Genomic DNA, 17,780 nt, shown 5'->3' with positions numbered 1-17,780 from the left:
CATATGAGAGAAGCCGTAAAGCAGATGACAGGGGCAGAGGGCAATGGATGAGTCAATATATTCTAAACTGGAATTATTAAAGGAATATATTGAAATCCTCAAAGGCTATCAGGATTACAGTCTCGATGACATCAATCAGGACCATACCCTTAGAGGAGCAGTGGAAAGGTACCTTGAAGTTTCTCTTGAATGCATGATAGATATCGGAGAGATGATAATTTCCCGACACTCATTGAAGAAACCAGAATCCTATAAGGAAATTTTTACGACTCTGGGTGCTAATGGAATTTTGCCCCAGGATTTTTCCAGGAAAATCTCCCCTGCAGCAGGTTTTAGAAATGTGCTTGTTCATATGTACGCCCATATTGATATGGAAAGGGTATATTTTTACCTGCAAAACCATCTGGATGATCTGGAGAAATTTGCACATTACATAGCGCTTTATCTTGAAAAAACGGATTGAATTTTTGGGTCAACTACACATTCTGTCAGATAGTTGATGCATTTGATTAGCAGGTAAATGTGTGTTAATTACCTTTTCTCTTATTGAAGTGACTGTTCTCATCCCTTTATTATTACTCAGTAATATACTACTCAGTAATATACTACTCAGTAATATACTACTCAGTAATATACTGTATAGTATACTTTTTAATCGGAATTATACACTTCCACAACAATATTAGAAGCAATTATACGCTTTCCTTCAGGGGCAATCCACTTCCAAAAGATAACCTATAAATTCTTTCACGTTTCATGTTAATCCCATGAAAGCCATCGTTCTTGCCGCAGGGGAGGGTGTCAGATGTGCCCCCCTCACAAATACCCGTTCAAAGGTTATGTTACCGGTAGCCAATCGCCCCATCCTGGAATACGTGATATCCGCACTTGTGGATAACGGAATCGAGGATATAGTACTGGTTGTGGGTTATGAGAAGGAGAAGGTGATGGACTATTTTGGCAACGGCAATGATTTCGGGGCAATGATTACTTATGTGGACCAGACTTCCCAGCTGGGTACCGCTCATGCGATCAGCCAGGCTATCCCTGCACTGGGGGATGGCAATGGATCTTTCCTGGTACTCAACGGGGATAACATCATCGAAAAAGAGACTATCAGTAAACTGATCGCAGATCATGCAGGGGATGCCACCGTACTAACCACTCCGCGGGAGCAGGTATGTGGATATGGAGTGGTCATGAGTGCTGGGGGAAAGGTAAAAGGCATCTTTGAAAAACCCAAACGCCAGATAAGTCATATGATAAACACCGGTATCTATGCTTTTAACCGGGATATTGTTGCAGAGATAGAAAATACAGAGATCTCTGAGAGGGGGGAATATGAAATTACCCATACCCTGCAGAATATGGTGAAAGGAAACAGGGATGTCAGGGTCACTGTAACTAAGAACCTGTGGATGGATTCGGTGTATGCCTGGGATCTGCTTGATACCAATGCCAGGTTACTGGCAAGTTGTGAGTCTGCTATCGAGGATACTTCCAGAATTGATGATACCGCTACTCTGATAGGGAATGTGGAGATCGGGGATAATACGGTCATCCGTGCAGGGTCCTATATCGTAGGGCCGGTAAAGATCGGGGATAACTGTGATATCGGACCTCAGGTGACAGTTCTGCCTTCCACCAGTATAGGGAATAACGTGTCGATTGGGCCCTATACCTATATCCAGAACACTATCCTGATGGATAATGTACGTGTGGAATCCCACAGTCATATCTCTGAAAGTATTATAGGGTTTAACTGTAATTTAGGTCCTTACTCCATCTGTGAAGCGGATAAAGATGTGAATATCGAGATCGAAAATGAACTTGTGCATGTGGAAAAGAGCGGCGTGGTTATCGGGGATGACTGTAAATTTGGTTCAAGGACTCTTACTGAGGCAGGCATCCTTGTAGGCGATAACTGTACCGTGAGATCAGGTACAAATGTAGATAGACATCTGCCTGCAAATTCCACCGTGCTTTGAGGGGATATTATGTGCGGGATTGTAGGATATGTGGGAAAGACCGATGCATCATCGGTGATCATGGATTGCCTGTACCGATTGGAGTACAGGGGTTATGATTCTGCCGGGTTAAGTATCTTAAACGGTGATCTGCAGACCTATAAAGCCGCCGGCAGTATCGGTGAACTTGATAAGGTGCTGCCTGCAGAGATAGAAGGTAATATAGGGATCGGGCATACACGCTGGGCCACACACGGGATACCCAATGATGTCAATGCACATCCACACTGTTCTTCGGATATCGTGGTCGTACACAACGGAATTATTGAGAATTACCTCAAATTGCAGGAATGGCTGGAAGATGAAGGTTATGAGTTTGTATCTGATACCGATACCGAGGTAATTGCCCATCTGGTGCATTTTAACAGTAATTCCCTGGACCTGTTCGAGGCGGTACGCAAAAGCATGGCAATGCTGGAAGGTTCCTATGCGATCGCGGTTATGAGTAAGAAATGTCCGGATACCCTGATCGCTGCCAGAAAGGACAGTCCCCTGATAGTGGGCCTGGGGGAGAATGAATTTTTCACGTCCTCTGATGCTACGGCTTTTGTGGCTCATACCCGCAATGTGGTATTTGTGGATGACCGCGAGATCGTGAAACTGACTCCTGAGAAGGTGGAGTTCTATGATATGGAAGGCCAATTGCTGGAAAAGCAGGTTTCTACGATCGATTGGGATGTGGAGGCTGCGGAAAAAAGTGGTTATGCCCATTTCATGCTCAAAGAAATCCATGAGCAGACCCGCTCATTGCAAAAAACCTTTGCCGGCAAGTTATCAGAACTTGAAGGCAATGTCCAATTGCCCGAACTCAAACTTACAGATGAACAGATCAGAAATATTGGCAGGGTGGAGATCATTGCATGTGGCACGTCCTGGAATGCGGGGTTATTTGGCAAATACCTGCTGGAGAGTCTGGCCGGGGTACATACCGATGTCAGCGCCGCTTCGGAGTTTCGGTATCGGGATCCGGTGATGGATTGCAATACCCTAACCATTGCAATTACCCAGTCCGGAGAGACGGCCGATACGCTGGCAGCGATCCGTAATGTGGCACAGTACGAGTCAAGTACCATCGCGATAACCAATGTTGTCGGCAGCACCATTACCCGGGAGGCCGAAAATGTAGTGTATACCCATGCAGGTCCTGAGATCGGTGTGGCTGCGACCAAGACGTTTACGGCCCAATTAATAGCGCTTTATCTGCTGGCTGTATATCTGGGCAGACGCAGGAATTATCTTTTGCCGGATGAGGCAAAAGCTATCATTAAAAATCTCAAGGAATTACCCGGTAATGTGCAGCAGGTATTGAACCAGAGGGATCTGATCCGCAAACATGCAGTCCGGTATGCAGCCAATCGGGATTATTATTTTATTGGCAGGGGACTCAATTATCCAGCGGCACTGGAAGCTGCTTTGAAACTCAAGGAAATATCCTATATCCATGCGGAAGGGTATGCTGCAGGTGAACTGAAACACGGACCCCTGGCCCTGCTGGAGAACGGCACGCCAGTTGTGGCGATTGTTACAAAAGGGCGTACCTATGAAAAAATGCTGAGCAATATCAAGGAGGTAAAGGCGCGTGGAGCCGAGGTTATTGCAGTGGCCGATGAAGGAGATCGGGAGATAGGCAAGTATGCCGATCTTGTAATCCCTGTACCTGCCACCAATCCCCTGCTATCCCCGGTTCTGTCCTCGGTGGCTTTGCAGCTGCTTGCTTATTATACTGCCCTGGAAAAGGGTTGTGAGATAGATAAACCGCGCAATCTGGCCAAAAGTGTGACTGTGGAATGAAGGAGTGTGTATTTTGAAACTTTTCGGATCATCGGGAATCAGGGGACCGGCCAATAAGGTAATCGGTCCCGAACTGGCGTTGAATGTGGGTATGGCCGTGGGTACAGTTGCCGATTCGGTTGTGATCGGTAAGGACCCGCGTATCGCTGCGGATATGATCGAGCAGGCTTTGATTGCAGGCCTATCCGCCACCGGCTGTGAAGTGACCCTGGGGGGTTTGATGAGTACGCCTACTCTGGCTTTTGCCACTGCGGATTATGATTGCGGGATTATGATCACGGCTTCACATAACCCTGCAGAGGATGTGGGGATCAAGTTATGGAATCCCGATGGTATGGCTTTTGATTCACAGCAGCAAAAACGGATTGAACATATTATTGAGAATAATGAGTATGCAACCGTTGCCTGGAATGAAGTGGGAGATGTGAAGTATGGGGAAGAATTTGTTGAGCGGCATTGCAATGCTATTTTAAGCAAAATGCAACCCAGTCACAAACGTGTTGTCGTGGATTGTGGTTGCGGGGCCGGAAGTACGATCACTCCTTATTTACTCAGGAAACTGGGTTGTGAGATAATTACATTGAACTGCCAGCCGGATGGATATTTCCCGGCACGCAGTCCCGAACCCGTGGAAAAAAATCTGGGCCAACTTATCAAGGCAGTGGTGGCGTTTGAGGCGGATATCGGCATTGCGCATGACGGGGATGCGGATCGGATGATGGTTGTGGATGAGCAGGGTAATTTTGTCTCGGGGGATGAATTGCTTGCTCTGTTTGCCCTGCAACAGAAACAGGAAAAAGTTGTGGTGCCTGTGGATACTTCCATGATAGTAGATGATGCGCTAGGGGAAACCGAGGTGCTGCGCTGCAGAGTTGGAGATGTATACGTGGCAGAAAAGATCAAGGCTTCAGGCGCTTATTTTGGAGGTGAGCCTTCAGGCAGCTGGATCTTCCCGGACGTATCGTATTGTCCCGACGGTATCTATGCAGCAGCCCGGATTGTGAATTTGATTGCAGGCAGATCCTTATCAAAGATTGTTGAGGATCTGCCTCATTATCCCACCCTCAGGGGGACGATCGAATGTCCTGAGGCCAGGAAGGAACAGGCGATGCAGCAGATCAAACAATCCCTGGAAATGATGGGAGATGTTACTACCATTGATGGAATTCGGGTGGATCTGGAGGATGGCTGGGTGCTTGTGCGGCCGTCTGGTACCGAACCGAAAATTCGTATCACTGCTGAGGCCAGAAAGGATGTGGATGATTTGTTTGGTGAAGCTGTATGTATTGCAAGGGGTGCAATACAGTGAAAGCGGTTATTCTGGCAGCGGGGCAGGGGACAAGAATGCGTCCTTTAACGGACAGGCGACCCAAAGTAATGCTGCCCATCGGGAACAAACCCATACTGGAACATATCATTGATGAGGCAGTGGATGCAGGTATTCAGGAATTTGTGATAGTTTGCGGTTATATGGAAAATTCTATCCGGGAATATTTCGGGGATGGTTTACAGAAAAGTGTGAGTATCGAGTATGTTCTCCAGGAAAAGCAGAATGGGACGGGGCATGCCATCGGATGTGCTGAAGACTATGTGGATGACAGGTTCATTGTGCTTAACGGGGATATGCTGATAAGTTCTGTCCAGATTAAAAATCTGATCGACAGGTCAGAAGATGCGGTATTGACAGCCAAGGAAGTAGAAGACCCCTGTAATTTTGGAGTTATCTGTACTGGCGGGGAGAAAGTGACCCGGATTGTGGAAAAACCTGAAAACCCCCCGACCAACCTGGCCAATGCGGGAATCTACCTGTTTCCACAGGCGATCTTTGATCATATCCGCAGAACCCCTGAATCACCTCGCGGAGAAATCGAGATCACGGATTCCATACAGATGCTGATCGATTCCGGTGCCAGTGTGGGCTATGAAGTGTTCAGGGACGTGTGGATCGATATCGGCAGACCCTGGGATCTGCTCACTGCCAACAAACATGTATTGTTCGGGCTGGAGGGTAATATTGAGGGAGAAGTGGAACCCAATGCTACCTTAAAGGGAGAGGTAATTGTGGGGGAAGGTACGGTTATCCGCAACGGTGCCTACATCATCGGACCGGTGGTTATTGGAAAAGATTGTGATATCGGGCCGAACTGTTTCATCCGGCCGTCCACTGCCATAGGGGATAATGTGCGTATCGGCAATGCAGTGGAAATCAAGAATTGCGTGGTGATGGATAATACCAATATCGGGCACCTCAGTTATGTGGGGGATAGCGTGATCGGGCAGGATTGTAATTTTGGAGCCGGCACCAAGGTTGCCAATCTCCGACATGACGGTCGCACTATCCGGGTTATGGTTAAAGGGGAAAAGGTGGATTCAGGCCGGCGCAAACTCGGAGTTATCATGGGGGATGATGTGCATACGGGAATCAATACCTGTATCAATGTGGGGTGTGTGCTCAAAACGGGCAGGTGTACGGGATTGGGGGAAATTGTGAAGTGAGATATAAAAAAGGGTCGTTGAATCTGACTATATTTAGATCTGACTACTACGAAGGAAGGTAGTTGACAAAATATACTAATTATGAGTAACCAAAATTCCATGTGAAAATGCAAGCAAAAGACCATTCTCATGGAATCAATAATCCATTTGAACTTGCACAGGCTCTGGACCTTGAAAAGAGTGTAGGGGAGTAAATCATAACATTTTGCCAACGTAACGATATTGCTTTTCTGGGTCTTTTTGGCTCCTTTTCCAGGAGAGAACAAACCAGGGATAGTGATATTGATCTGCTTGTGAGTTTTTCTGAAACGAAAAGTTTGATTGATCACATAAGAATGGAAGAAGAGCTGGAAGATTTGCTCGGGATAAAAGTTGATCTGGTTACCGAAAAATCATTAAGTCCTTACATTTCTTCCCACATTCGGCAAGATTTGAAGATATTGTACTGTGAAGGATAATCTATTTTTTGAAGTATATACTGGCTGCTATTAATCAAATTTGGAACTAAACTACATTCGTAACTTATGAAGAATTCCTCAAAAACAGGATGTAAAGGCTAGATAAAGTTCCTATCCTTTAATTGTGAAAATATGTCATCTATGTGTCTGTCGCTTTACAGGCATATCCATGCCCTTCCATACTCTACTACCATCTACGATGCGTAGCATCGTATGTACGTATGCATCAAGCAGTAAAAAAAAGATGTGGGAATATTGCATGATACCAATCGATTTTAGCTCACATCGTATAAGCCAATCTTATAGACTTCCATATTTTTCATTTTTTTATTTTTGCTATTTACTGGAATGTTGCTTTTTTCCTGGAGACCACAAGGGAATGTGCTGCAAAAAGTAAGCTAAGTACTGATTTTTCAGGTATGGATAATGTGGATTAATCACACATTTCAGACTAAAAAGAAACATGACTAAAAATAGAAAGGTTTATGTATATATGGTCTGTTGCGTATACATCGAATAACGTTCCATAAAGGAACTGAAAAATAATTCATGAATACAAACAGGTGTGAGAACAATGAAAGTGGTAGGTTTTGTAGGCAGTCCACGTAAGGACGGTAATACAGATGTTCTTGTGCAGCAGGTACTTGACGGAGCTTCTGAAGCCGGTGCGGATGTCAGGAAATTCAATATCAATGAGATGGATTTCACAGGATGTCAGGCTTGTGGCTACTGTAAAGCTCATGAAAGGTGCAAACTTGAAGATGATATGGAAAAGGCTCTGGATGCAATCATCGATGCTGACGGTATTGTTTTTGGCTCACCCATCTATTTCGGCCAGTTTACGGGTCAGGCACGTTCATTCATAGACAGGTTCTATTCTCTGATCAACCCGGATTTTTCTCCACGTATCAATGCCGGCAAGAAACTTGTATTGGTGGGTTCTCAGGGATTCCCTGAAAAGGATCAGTACAAACCGGTATTTGATGAATTCGGTGGACTGATGAATCAGTTTTTCGGGATGGAAAATAAGAATACATTGCTTGCTGCAGGTTATTATGAACCGGGTGCAGTGAAAAATAACACAGAATTAATGGATGAAGCAAAAACCACTGGAAAAGCTTTGCTTGAATAAGGTTCAAAAAAATAAGTAGGTCCGGGGAATAGCAAATGATACCAAACTACAATTACAAGCCAGGGATTTATTATCTTACAACTTTTATCGTAACCTATATACTCTGGTTTTCGGGAGCTTATGCAAGTTTTCAGGATGACCTGAGCGGTCTATATATGCTTCTAATGCTCCCCGGGCTAATGGCACCTTTTCTGATTTCGCTTGTTATGATTTTCAGGTCTAAAAATGCAGATCTTAAAAGGGATTTTGTTAACAGGCTGACGAATATCAGGCTAATACAACCTAAAATCCTTCCAATTTTCTTTCTGCTAATGCCTCTTTCAGTTGTAGTATCGATTCTCATTTCCCTGTTCTTTGGAGGATCGATGTCACAATTCCAGCTGGCTGAAGGTTTCTCTTTCTCGACTGGCTTTGTTCCCGTTCTGCTGCTTCTTTTACTTGCAGCAGGTTTTGAGGAACTGGGATGGCGAGGCTATGCTTTTGACAGCCTGCAGAGTCGACACACATACTTCAAGGCATCAGTTATTTTCAGTGTACTATGGTCCCTCTGGCATTTCCCTCTGATATTTGTGAACAATTCCTATCAGTATGAGATATTCCATGAAAGTTTCTGGTACGGTTTAAACTTCTTTGTAAGCATCATACCCCTGGGAATGATAATCAGCTGGATATGTATTAAGAACGGGAAAAGTATCATTGCTGCAATTGTTTTTCACTTTATTGTCAATATGTCACAGGAGATACTGGATATAACCCAAAACACAAAATGTATTCAAACTGCAGTTCTCCTCATTGTAACTATTGTTCTGATTTTGTATGACAGGGAAATGTTCTTTTCCAGAGCCCATCTGGGGAAAAGAAGCACCTGAGAATTCACAAAATAAAGTAAGGTTATAGCATGACAGACAATTTCCAGGACCAGTATTCCAAATTTCTCTATATCTGGTTTGGCCAGTTCATCTCAATAATAGGAACCGGCCTTACGATTTTTGCTCTGGGCGTATATGTATACCAACTAACAGGTACGGCTTCAAGTTATGTTTTTATCCTGATGTGTGCATTCCTGCCCCCTATTTTATTGAAACCTTACGGCGGTATACTGGCCGATCGCCATGATCGACGTATAATGATGGTGTTTGGAGATCTTGGCTCAACCCTGGGCCTTCTTTTCATCTTTTTCATGATGGTTAAAGGCAATATAGAACTCTGGCAGGTCTATCTTGGGATATCTGTAAGTTCCATTTTTTCAGCTTTCCAGGAACCCGCCTACAAGGCTCTTGTAACTGATCTTTTGACCAGGGACCAGTATGCTAAAGCAAGCGGGCTGATGCAGCTGGCAAGTTCGGCCCAGTATCTGCTATCGCCACTTCTGGCCGGTGTATTGCTGTCTTTATTGGATATCAAATTCATATTCCTGATCGATGTTTCCACCCTCCTGATAGCCAGTTTTATTGTTATCTGGATCAGAAATATCCTGGGTGAAATTCCTGTTAACCGTCAGGAAACAAATTTCATGGAAGAGTTTAAAGAAGGGTTTCAGGAGTTTTCAAAGAATACAGGAGTGGTACACCTTGTAATTACCACCATGATAATCCTCTTTTTTGTCGGCCTGCTGCAATCTCTCTTTGTCCCAATGCTGCTGAATCTGGAATCAGTTAAAACGGTGGGCATCTCCCAATCACTCTGTGCATCAGGGATGATTATTGGAAGCCTCTTTATCGGGATATTTGGAAGCAGGAGCGGGCATGTGACAATGTTGTCGATTGCTCTTTTCCTGTCAGGTTTATTCTTTGCAGGGCTTGGCCTCTCAGCAAATATAATCTTGATTACCCTGGCAGGCTTTTTGTTCTTTGCAATGTTGCCTTTCATAAACACCCCAATCGAGGTTTTGATCAGGACAAATATTGATAATCAAAAACAGGGTCGTGTCTGGTCAATTATTTCAACGACAACCTATGTCGGTTCGATACTTGCTTTTGCTGTAGCAGGTTTTCTGGCAGATGCTCTATTCGATCCCCTGCTAAAACCAGATGGGGTGCTTGCGGATTCTATTGGTTTCCTAATAGGAACCGGATCTGGCAGGGGAATTGCTTTCATGTTCATCGTTGCAGGCCTGATGATTTCGATCATTTCTCTGTTCATCTGGAAAAATAGCCGGATAAAAAGGCTGGAAGATGTCGAAAAGCAGAACAGGGTAATGTCTTTGCAATTGTAATTTTGAAACTGGATATATCTTAATATCTTGAAAAGTGTCCTTTCCACAAGCCAGGTGAAGACCAAATCCTTATCTTTTCAGTGTCTCCAGAAAGCAGGCGTCAGAAGTACTATCACTGTAAACACTTCTAACCTTCCAATCCACATATTCGCTGTAAGAATCAGCATTCCCAGATCCGGGAGATTTCCGAAATTCGCCATGGGTCCCACAAGGCCAAGCCCGGGTCCCACATTCCCCAGGGTTGCGATCGAAGCCGTGAGAGTGGTGACAAAATCCAATCCCATCAGGGAGAGCAGTGTTGCACTTGTAATAAAGATCATGAAATAGATTATCAAAAAAGAAACAATGGCATGCATGATCTCTTCGGGCACTCTTCTGTGATTGAATCGAATGGGTCTGATTGCTTTTGTATGGATTGTTCTGAAAAGCACGTTATCTGCATATTTCATCAGAAGCAGTACACGTACCACTTTCATTCCGCCTGATGTGGATCCTGCACAGCCGCCAATAAACATCAGCAAAAACAGGATAAAACGGGAGGAGTCCGGCCACATGTTAAAATCCACAGTAGCATAACCTGTGGTTGTCAGTATGGATACTACATGGAAGATACTGTATCTGAAGGAATCAGCAATTGCGTACACTTCACCCCTGGTGAGGGTATATGTCAGGACCAGGGTTGCAAGCAGAATGATTAGAAGGTAGAACCTGAATTCTTCATCTTTAATCAGACTTGTCCTATCAGAGAAGATAGTTTTGTAGTGCAGGGCAATGTTGGCTCCGCCAAGGATCATGAAAATTAAGAAGATACCCTCTACCATGGGGTTATTGAAGGCTGCTATACTGTCTGAATACGTTGAAAACCCGGCACATGATATGGAGGTGAAGGTATGGGTTATGGCATCGTAAGCGTTCAATCCTGCCAAATACAGTAAGATGAATTCTATAATTGACAACCCTATATAAACAAACCAGAGCAGAGTCGCAGTTTCCCTGATCCTGGGGCGGAGCTGTTCTTCTTTTAGGCCCGGGACTTCTGCACGAAACATCTGCCTGCCTGCAACCCCGAGTTTTGGAAGGATCACTATAAATAGAACAATGATACCCATTCCACCCACCCACTGGGTCATTGCTCTCCAGAAAAGGAGGCTTTTACTATAACTTTCAATATCTGCAAGAGCGGTAGCACCGGTTGCAGTTACCCCTGACATGGCTTCAAAGAGAGCATTAATCGGCGGTGTTCCTTCAAAGATGTAGGGCATTGAAGAAAAGATTGCAGCGGTAAGCCAACCCAGGGCTACGATCATGAAACCTTCTCTCATGTTCCATTCGCCTTTTTCCTCTGTTATCATCAACGAAAAAATAAATGCAACCAGAAGGGTGATTGTCAGGGAAAGAGAAAAAGGAAACAGATGTTCGCCGTAGTAAACTGCTACCATGAATGGGATTATCATTAAAATACCAATTATCCACAGGATTGAGCCGATGGCGCCAAGAACTACGTTAATCCTTAATCCACTCATTTTCGACAGTACACCTTAAATTTAGTCTTCCTCTATCTTAATAATTATTTGCCTATATAATAAACGCTGCAAAGGCTGTTTTGGTGGAGTATCAACTATCTCTTTTGTCAGGGAGGTTTAGTTGGTGTTGGTTAGGTTTTAAAGGAACCAGGATTTCGGTAGATTTTGTCATCGAACTTCTGGAAAACAACTGGACATTTGATGATATTCTGAAAAACTATCCCCAACTTGAAAAAGAAGATATCCTTGCAGCAGTAAGATATGTTTCTTAAGGAAGAAGATATTACAGGTACTCAGAAGTTACAAATTTGAAATCACCGATTGTGCCTGATCTAACTGTGTTTTAAGAGTTTCAAGTCCCGTCAACAATCCCCACCATTCAAAATACTCCTGGGAATCGCCAAGGTCATCGTTTTCAAATTCTATACAAAATCGGGACGACGGCATATTGTACCTGTCTTCAAAAAGAGCAATTTCTTTTTCAGCCAGACGTATCTTTGTCCGCAGCAGAAGAATCTCTTTCTCCAGTGACTCTTTTACAACTTCAATTGCATCGTCTGAGATTGCGACTTCCATGATAGAAAATATACATCCCCGAATTTAAGATTTTGTGGCAGGAAAGCAAAATATCCTTATAAAACCACCATCTCTTTCAGGACATCATCCTGCATCCTGGGGTGCAGGGCTCGTTTTGATACCACGTCCACAGGCAATCCGAGCAGTTCCTCAAGGTAGTCGGCAAGTCCTACAAGGTCAAACAGGGTGGCTCTGGTGTCAAAATTGACCAGCACATCAACATCACTTCCCGGTTTTTCTTCCCCTCTGGCATAGGATCCGAAGATTCCGACAACCTCGGCTTTGTACTCCTGCCTGATCTCTCCCCGGTGTTCTTTGATCAGGAGTTTGATTTCATCCAATCTTGGTGTGACTTTTTATGATTCACTCATAACTTCATTTCCTTGAGGAGATAAGTGTACCAGCCTTCTTTTCAGACATTTATAGTCTTATACTCCACTTGGATTCGAAACAGAGGTGTAGTTGTTATCGATGGTCGCAATTTTTAAAATTGCCAAGTGGTGGAATAGGAAGATTTCGACGCAGCCTCAAAATGAGCCACTCTCCAATTATTTCCTCCAGATTCTTACGACATTCTTCAAGGGAAGTACCCGTTGCCCACACTCCTTCCAGTTCAGATATCTCTCCATAGTAAGGCTCTTCATCATCCTCAATTATATCGTATTTTGCTCTTGCAAGGGCTGTCTGTATGTATTCGAGTAACATGGATTCGATCATCTCAAGCAATTATCAAACAGTCCTGACCTCGCTAAGTATATGCTTTCCAATATTGGGTTTCAGCGAATCCTTCATAACCAGATCTACCTTGATTCCCAGATTATCAGAGAGATGATTCTCCAGATCTATGAATTGGAGAAGGGTGGGAGTTTTGCTGAATTCCACCAGTATATCGAGATCACTTTCCGGAGTTTGCTCTCCTCTTATGTAGGAGCCAAATAGTCCAATGTACTTGACGTTATATTGATCTTTCAACTGCGGCAACATTTCCCGGAGTTTGTTTCTGTACGTTTTAGCATCCGGGTTGTGTGGGACAGTCATTTCTAAGCAAACTCCTTCAGATTAATATTGTTTGCAGTGTATAATTATTTTGTGTACATCTGAGAAATAATGGCCGATTTTGCTTCTCCCCCCGTCCATGAACTTTCTCCGTGCCTGCAACTCTTTATCGCCAAATATGCAATCCCAGCAGTTCCAGTCCCTGTTGTATGAAAAACAATGCAAAGATAAGATACAGCACTCCCAGACTTCGAAACAGATGAAGGTAATACTTGCTTTTCAAGAAATCCCTGCTTTTGCCTACGAACAGGGCAATCACCATTTTTGAACCTACAAGCAGTGCATAGAATCCGATAACAAACATTATCTGTGCGAGTCTGTCAACCTCAGCAGCCCTGAAAAGAATGGGTCCTCCGATTGCAATCCAGAACAGGTAGGGATGGGGATTCAGGAAATTTGCCAGTACACCTTTTTTCAGGGATTCCTTCTTCAGGTTACTTACATTGATACTGATATTTTTGGTCTTCAGGGAAGCAATACCCAGATGCATCAGGTAGAGTGCTCCTGCCAGGCTGATAAGGGCGATCACCGAATTTTGCTGCTGAAAATGCATTAGTATGTAAATCACAGCTGATACTATCAGGAAATCTGTTATCAAAGGAGAAATAGCAACCTTAAAACCTTCTTTTGACCCGTGTTGCAGGCTTTCGGAAATTGTTATGGCCATTAACGGACCCGGAGATATGCCTGCAGCAAAACCGAGAAGGATCCCTGTTACCAGGAATTCTGCAATTTCATACATCATTTTCTCTTCGTATCTTCTGAAGGAATCTATTTAATGGAGTGGAAATTTATTGCAGCTGGATAATTTCAGTCTGTTCTGCGACTGCCACTTCAAATTCATCTGCGGGAATGGTCCTGGTGGGAAAGGTTTGTTCAAACTTGCCATTCTCAACCTTTATGGTCCGGCTGGCGGCTACTGTAAGTTCCACCTGAGACTGGCCATCTGCAGCATTACCTTCAATCCGGATGTCATATTTGCCTGAAGGTACATTGGATTCGCAGATCTCCGCCACACCGTCTGAAGCCCTTGCACGTCTGGTCATCCATAACAATATCTTTACCTTAACCTTCAGATTCTTCACATTTTCGGCTCTCACCGTTAAACGATTGGGCCTTTCTGGTACTTCTGTGTCAGGCATACGACATTTGTATTTTCCGCCCTTCACCGGCACGGTCCTGGTAAAGGTCATCGCTATGTCCACTGATTCTGCAGAGGATGTGCCGCGTATAGTAACGTCATCTCCTGCCCTGGGTTCTGGTGGAATGATCTCGAAATCCCTGTTCTCTGGATTATTCATCGTAATAAAAAATGGCTGTTAGTCCTTTATGTGTCTTTCTGATGGCCGGTTACAGAAGCGTATAATCATTATTTTTGTAACCATTATTTTTATAATTATTTTGCAGGTCGTTTGCTCTATCTGGAAATTCAGGAGAAATTGGTAGGAAGGTCAAAGCTTTAATTGTGGGGAATTGACCTGAATATGTCGGCTACGTCTTTGACTTTTACACGGGAACTTTTATCATCGGATTTAATCTTATCAACGACCTCTTCTTTGACGGGCAATTCATCAACGGGATGCCAATCGATAGATTCACAAAAGGAGGCATCAGATTCGGAGATGGTATTGTTGCGGTTATAGGTTTCGAGGATCCTGCGTTTTCGTATCTCCTTTTTGAGGTCATCTGATAGGGCTACTGTGTAACGTTTCATGGAATCACCATTTGAATAACTTTGTGCATTTGCATATGTATTAGGATGTTGGTTGGTGTATAACAGCATCTGCATTGTTGCGAGCAAAAACTTACTTCCAGTCTTTTCCAAAAAACCTTTTCAGACGTGAAAAGAACGCCTATGTCGAAAAATTTGTCAGGAATACATGTAAACAATCGTTTATTGCAAAATCATCTCAAATTTGCAATGTATGAAAGAAATTGTTAGCAATGATTTTGTATGATACAACATTCAACAAATATTCTCAACTCTGCGCCTTCCTCCTTTACAGGCATATCCATGCCTTCCATACTCTACTATCATCTACGATGCGTAGCATCGTATGTACGTATACATCAAGCAGTTAAAAAAAGATGTGGAAATTATTGCAGGACAAAAAGGTATTTTGTATGATACAACTTTGAATGTAAACAGAGAAGGCTCTTTATACAGTCACAGGATAAGTGTTCAGTATGCTGGGTATATTTGGATTGATTGCGGTTGCTCTTTGTGTTGTTTTTCTGGTAGGATTGACCGTGAAGGTATGGATGAACAAGACATATTCGGGCACGAAAAAGGTTTTCCTGAGCCTGGCTGTGCTGATTTTCATGATAGGTCTTGTTTATGGATTGTTCTTTCTTGTACTGGTAGACAGCGACCAGGCGTCCTATCATACAACCGGTGGAAAGAATTTTGAAAATATAGATCATGACAATATATTGAAGAATGCAAAGGAGGCAGGCTACCAGATCCAGGGTCCCTTCTATGTAAATGTCAGACCTCAGGATTCAACAGGCATATATCCGGATGACCTTCCAGAACTTGAACAACATCTCGGGAATGAATATATTTTGAAATTCAGCACCTATTACTATAATGCAGATACGCTAATGGAAATCATGTTTGTAGATGAGGATGAGACAACCATCACGTTCTTCAACTACAGCCGACCGGATCCTTACTTTTCTCCTTTCAAAGTAGAGCACCTGCCAGATGACAGGTGGATAATCGACAGGATGATTGCAGTCTTTGGGTTTGATGAGCAAACAGCCAGGAGTCATCTGCAGGAAATGAAAACAGAAATTGAAAATGAGAACCGGCCAAAAATGGAATTATCCAGGCCTGTTTCACCTTCTGCCCTGTATACTGATCTGCAGGAGATGAGCACCGGTTCAGAGTTTTCACTGACCTACGGAGAAGGTACTACTGCCCTGCTGTTTTATGAGGATGAAGAGCTTGCGGGCAAAATCAATTGCGTGGTCCCAAACCACCGGATAGTTCATGAGACAGATGAGGGAACCTATACTGTCAAGGTGGACAAATTGGGCGGTGTGGATCTTTATGTGGAACTTGCCCCCGGAGAAAGGATCCCTGAAGAAACATACACTGCGGGTTTCAAGACGATGTTCAAAGAGGTTGGATTACCTGAAGCGGCCGTGGATGAGTATGAATTTAATTATTCATCTTCGGCGTGGTGAAACTGGCGGATACAATTTTCAGTCGGGGTGTGTGAGATTAGCGATGAAATGATTTGTTTCATCACGTCAATAAATAGTCATATAAATCATATTCGCCTTTTCTCAATTTGATACTGATGTTGTTTGCCCTGTTATTGTAATCCAGGGTCATCCGGAACTTATCCCCGTTTTTGGTTCTGATGTTCACAGGGAAAATTATAACTATGAATAGATAAAGAATAATCTATGATAAAAAAGCAGAGGAAGAAAAATGAGTGCTTTTGCATTGAAAATACCTGATGATGTTGTAGATGCGATTCATTTGCCCCCCGGGGATTTGGATCGGGAACTGCACAAAGAACTTTCTTTGGCACTGTATCAACGTGGTATACTTTCATCCGGTAAAGCCTGTGCTCTTGCCGGGATGACCCGATGGGAGTTCGAGGAACTTTTGGGGCGACATGGAATTTCCCGTCACTATACTGAACAAAATTTGGATGAAGATCTTGATTATGTCCGAAGCCATCAGTGATTCATCCACTTTGATTCATTCTGCAGGGATTGGTCGCCTGGGGTTATTAAAAGAATTTTATATCCTAACTTTAACTGTCAAAGCCGGGCTTTAAGATAATTGGAATATCCAACATAAAAAAACAGAAAGAAGTTCAGGATAAATTATCTACATATTTACCATACCTATCTCTGCGCCTTTTCACACCAGGCGTATACGCCCTTGCCTACTTTCCTACTCTTGCATCTCTGATGCAAAGCATCGTATGCATGTACACATAGCAGTAAAAATATTATTTTTTGAAGAAGAAAATATAGGGTGTATGGCTGATTGAATTCTTTGTGAGCTATCAATCCTAATAAAAAGTAACGGGTAATTCAGACACTTGCAACATCAACCTTTGTGATTTCACCAAGTACTCTGGCCTGCTCTTCGGTGACTTCAAGCACAAGCTGAATTGCTTCTTTTATATTCTCGAGGGCTTCTTCTCGAGTATCGCCTTCACTGATAGCCGCGGGAAGTTCGAGGCAATGTGCTGTGTATCCACCTTCTTCTGCATCTGTAAGTACGACTGTGTATTGCATATTTGTTAATTTTGTCGTGCTTGTATATTAATCTTCATTTGCATACAGGTAATGCCTTCTGTATCTCGGTCGACATGATATATTTCTGCAAACCCTGCAATGGCGTACATCTTATGTCCGGGACAGGATTCACAAAATGGTTTGCATCAATCTTTCCGGGGTGTTTGGTCCTGGATTATTTTGCAAACTATAGTTCGATTCTGTATATACATATAATATTATAATATACGGCTAAATTTA

21 protein-coding genes are annotated in these 17,780 nt (G+C 43.4%); 12 read left to right on the top strand and 9 right to left on the bottom strand.

Annotation, left to right across the window (positions count from 1 at the left end; genetic code table 11):
• Positions 1-43: 43 nt before the first annotated feature.
• The 9 genes from hepT (at position 44) to BHR79_RS03180 (ending at position 10,119) form a co-directional block, all read left to right on the top strand.
• Positions 44-463: a type VII toxin-antitoxin system HepT family RNase toxin gene (gene hepT / locus BHR79_RS03220; protein WP_072561035.1), complete on the top strand. Its 420-nt coding sequence runs from the start codon at positions 44-46 to the stop codon at positions 461-463.
• A 304-nt stretch (positions 464-767) separates the two neighbouring features.
• Positions 768-1,988, top strand: a complete 1,221-nt coding sequence (gene glmU / locus BHR79_RS03215; RefSeq protein WP_072561034.1) for a bifunctional sugar-1-phosphate nucleotidylyltransferase/acetyltransferase — start codon at positions 768-770, stop codon at positions 1,986-1,988.
• Positions 1,989-1,997: 9 nt separating this feature from the next.
• Positions 1,998-3,818, top strand: coding sequence for a glutamine--fructose-6-phosphate transaminase (isomerizing) (glmS, locus tag BHR79_RS03210; protein WP_072561033.1), 1,821 nt, complete (start codon positions 1,998-2,000; stop codon positions 3,816-3,818).
• Positions 3,819-3,831: 13 nt separating this feature from the next.
• Entirely contained in the window at positions 3,832-5,127 is a 1,296-nt protein-coding gene (gene glmM, locus BHR79_RS03205; RefSeq protein WP_083433013.1) for a phosphoglucosamine mutase, read from the top strand.
• Positions 5,124-6,314 carry a bifunctional sugar-1-phosphate nucleotidylyltransferase/acetyltransferase gene (gene glmU / locus BHR79_RS03200; RefSeq protein ID WP_072561031.1) on the top strand — a complete coding sequence of 397 codons (1,191 nt, stop codon included), beginning with the start codon at positions 5,124-5,126 and terminating at the stop codon, positions 6,312-6,314. The genes glmM and glmU (BHR79_RS03200) overlap by 4 nt, the downstream gene beginning before the upstream one ends.
• 194 nt (positions 6,315-6,508) lie before the next feature.
• The gene (gene mntA / locus BHR79_RS10865; protein ID WP_072561030.1) at positions 6,509-6,772 is read left to right on the top strand and encodes a type VII toxin-antitoxin system MntA family adenylyltransferase antitoxin; all 264 of its coding nucleotides are present in this window, start codon (positions 6,509-6,511) and stop codon (positions 6,770-6,772) included.
• A 574-nt stretch (positions 6,773-7,346) separates the two neighbouring features.
• A complete protein-coding gene (locus BHR79_RS03190; protein ID WP_072561029.1) occupies positions 7,347-7,904 on the top strand; it encodes a flavodoxin family protein in 558 nt (185 codons plus the stop codon).
• Between the two features lie 35 nt (positions 7,905-7,939).
• The gene (gene mmrce1 / locus BHR79_RS03185; protein ID WP_072561028.1) at positions 7,940-8,773 is read left to right on the top strand and encodes an MmRce1 family CPBP family CAAX prenyl protease; all 834 of its coding nucleotides are present in this window, start codon (positions 7,940-7,942) and stop codon (positions 8,771-8,773) included.
• Positions 8,774-8,802: 29 nt separating this feature from the next.
• Positions 8,803-10,119, top strand: a complete 1,317-nt coding sequence (locus tag BHR79_RS03180) for an MFS transporter (protein WP_072561027.1) — start codon at positions 8,803-8,805, stop codon at positions 10,117-10,119.
• A 77-nt stretch (positions 10,120-10,196) separates the two neighbouring features.
• On the opposite strand, the gene BHR79_RS03175 is transcribed toward BHR79_RS03180, so the two are convergent.
• The gene (locus BHR79_RS03175; RefSeq protein WP_072561026.1) at positions 10,197-11,642 is read right to left on the bottom strand and encodes a TrkH family potassium uptake protein; all 1,446 of its coding nucleotides are present in this window, start codon (positions 11,640-11,642) and stop codon (positions 10,197-10,199) included.
• A 104-nt stretch (positions 11,643-11,746) separates the two neighbouring features.
• Between BHR79_RS03175 and BHR79_RS03170 the strand changes: the two genes are divergently transcribed.
• Positions 11,747-11,914 (top strand): DUF433 domain-containing protein, encoded by a 168-nt coding sequence (locus tag BHR79_RS03170; protein WP_234970379.1) that lies wholly within the window; start codon positions 11,747-11,749, stop codon positions 11,912-11,914.
• 28 nt (positions 11,915-11,942) lie between these two features.
• Here the strand turns inward: BHR79_RS03170 and BHR79_RS03165 are convergent, their stop codons facing one another.
• The 7 genes from BHR79_RS03165 to BHR79_RS03135 all read right to left on the bottom strand — a co-directional run bounded on the left by BHR79_RS03165 (position 11,943) and on the right by BHR79_RS03135 (position 14,988).
• Positions 11,943-12,218, bottom strand: coding sequence for a hypothetical protein (locus BHR79_RS03165; RefSeq protein ID WP_072561024.1), 276 nt, complete (start codon positions 12,216-12,218; stop codon positions 11,943-11,945).
• A gap of 56 nt (positions 12,219-12,274) precedes the next feature.
• A complete protein-coding gene (locus BHR79_RS03160) occupies positions 12,275-12,559 on the bottom strand; it encodes a nucleotidyltransferase family protein (RefSeq protein WP_083433012.1) in 285 nt (94 codons plus the stop codon).
• Between the two features lie 124 nt (positions 12,560-12,683).
• Positions 12,684-12,935 carry a type II toxin-antitoxin system HicB family antitoxin gene (locus tag BHR79_RS03155; protein ID WP_234970396.1) on the bottom strand — a complete coding sequence of 84 codons (252 nt, stop codon included), beginning with the start codon at positions 12,933-12,935 and terminating at the stop codon, positions 12,684-12,686.
• 12 nt (positions 12,936-12,947) lie between these two features.
• Complete coding sequence (locus BHR79_RS03150) at positions 12,948-13,256, bottom strand: nucleotidyltransferase family protein (RefSeq protein ID WP_072561023.1); 309 nt, start codon at positions 13,254-13,256, stop codon at positions 12,948-12,950.
• Positions 13,257-13,380: 124 nt separating this feature from the next.
• Positions 13,381-14,019 carry a LysE family translocator gene (locus BHR79_RS03145; protein WP_234970378.1) on the bottom strand — a complete coding sequence of 213 codons (639 nt, stop codon included), beginning with the start codon at positions 14,017-14,019 and terminating at the stop codon, positions 13,381-13,383.
• A gap of 46 nt (positions 14,020-14,065) precedes the next feature.
• Positions 14,066-14,575 (bottom strand): hypothetical protein, encoded by a 510-nt coding sequence (locus tag BHR79_RS03140; protein ID WP_072561021.1) that lies wholly within the window; start codon positions 14,573-14,575, stop codon positions 14,066-14,068.
• Between the two features lie 158 nt (positions 14,576-14,733).
• On the bottom strand, positions 14,734-14,988 hold the full coding sequence (locus BHR79_RS03135; protein WP_072562276.1) for a V-type proton ATPase subunit H: 255 nt from the start codon (positions 14,986-14,988) through the stop codon (positions 14,734-14,736).
• A 473-nt stretch (positions 14,989-15,461) separates the two neighbouring features.
• On the opposite strand from BHR79_RS03135, the gene BHR79_RS03130 reads away from it, so the two are divergent.
• Together BHR79_RS03130 and BHR79_RS03125 are read left to right on the top strand one after the other, a co-directional pair.
• The gene (locus BHR79_RS03130; RefSeq protein ID WP_072561020.1) at positions 15,462-16,466 is read left to right on the top strand and encodes a hypothetical protein; all 1,005 of its coding nucleotides are present in this window, start codon (positions 15,462-15,464) and stop codon (positions 16,464-16,466) included.
• Positions 16,467-16,716: 250 nt separating this feature from the next.
• Positions 16,717-16,977: a UPF0175 family protein gene (locus tag BHR79_RS03125; RefSeq protein WP_072561019.1), complete on the top strand. Its 261-nt coding sequence runs from the start codon at positions 16,717-16,719 to the stop codon at positions 16,975-16,977.
• Between the two features lie 356 nt (positions 16,978-17,333).
• Here BHR79_RS03125 and BHR79_RS03120 read toward each other — a convergent pair whose 3' ends face one another.
• Positions 17,334-17,540: a type II toxin-antitoxin system HicB family antitoxin gene (locus tag BHR79_RS03120; RefSeq protein ID WP_072561018.1), complete on the bottom strand. Its 207-nt coding sequence runs from the start codon at positions 17,538-17,540 to the stop codon at positions 17,334-17,336.
• Positions 17,541-17,780: the final 240 nt, after the last annotated feature.

Source organism: Methanohalophilus halophilus (assembly GCF_001889405.1).
Classification (GTDB): domain Archaea; phylum Halobacteriota; class Methanosarcinia; order Methanosarcinales; family Methanosarcinaceae; genus Methanohalophilus; species Methanohalophilus halophilus.
The sequence above is the reverse complement of the archived record's forward strand: the minus strand, read 5'-3'. Positions and strand labels throughout refer to the sequence as shown.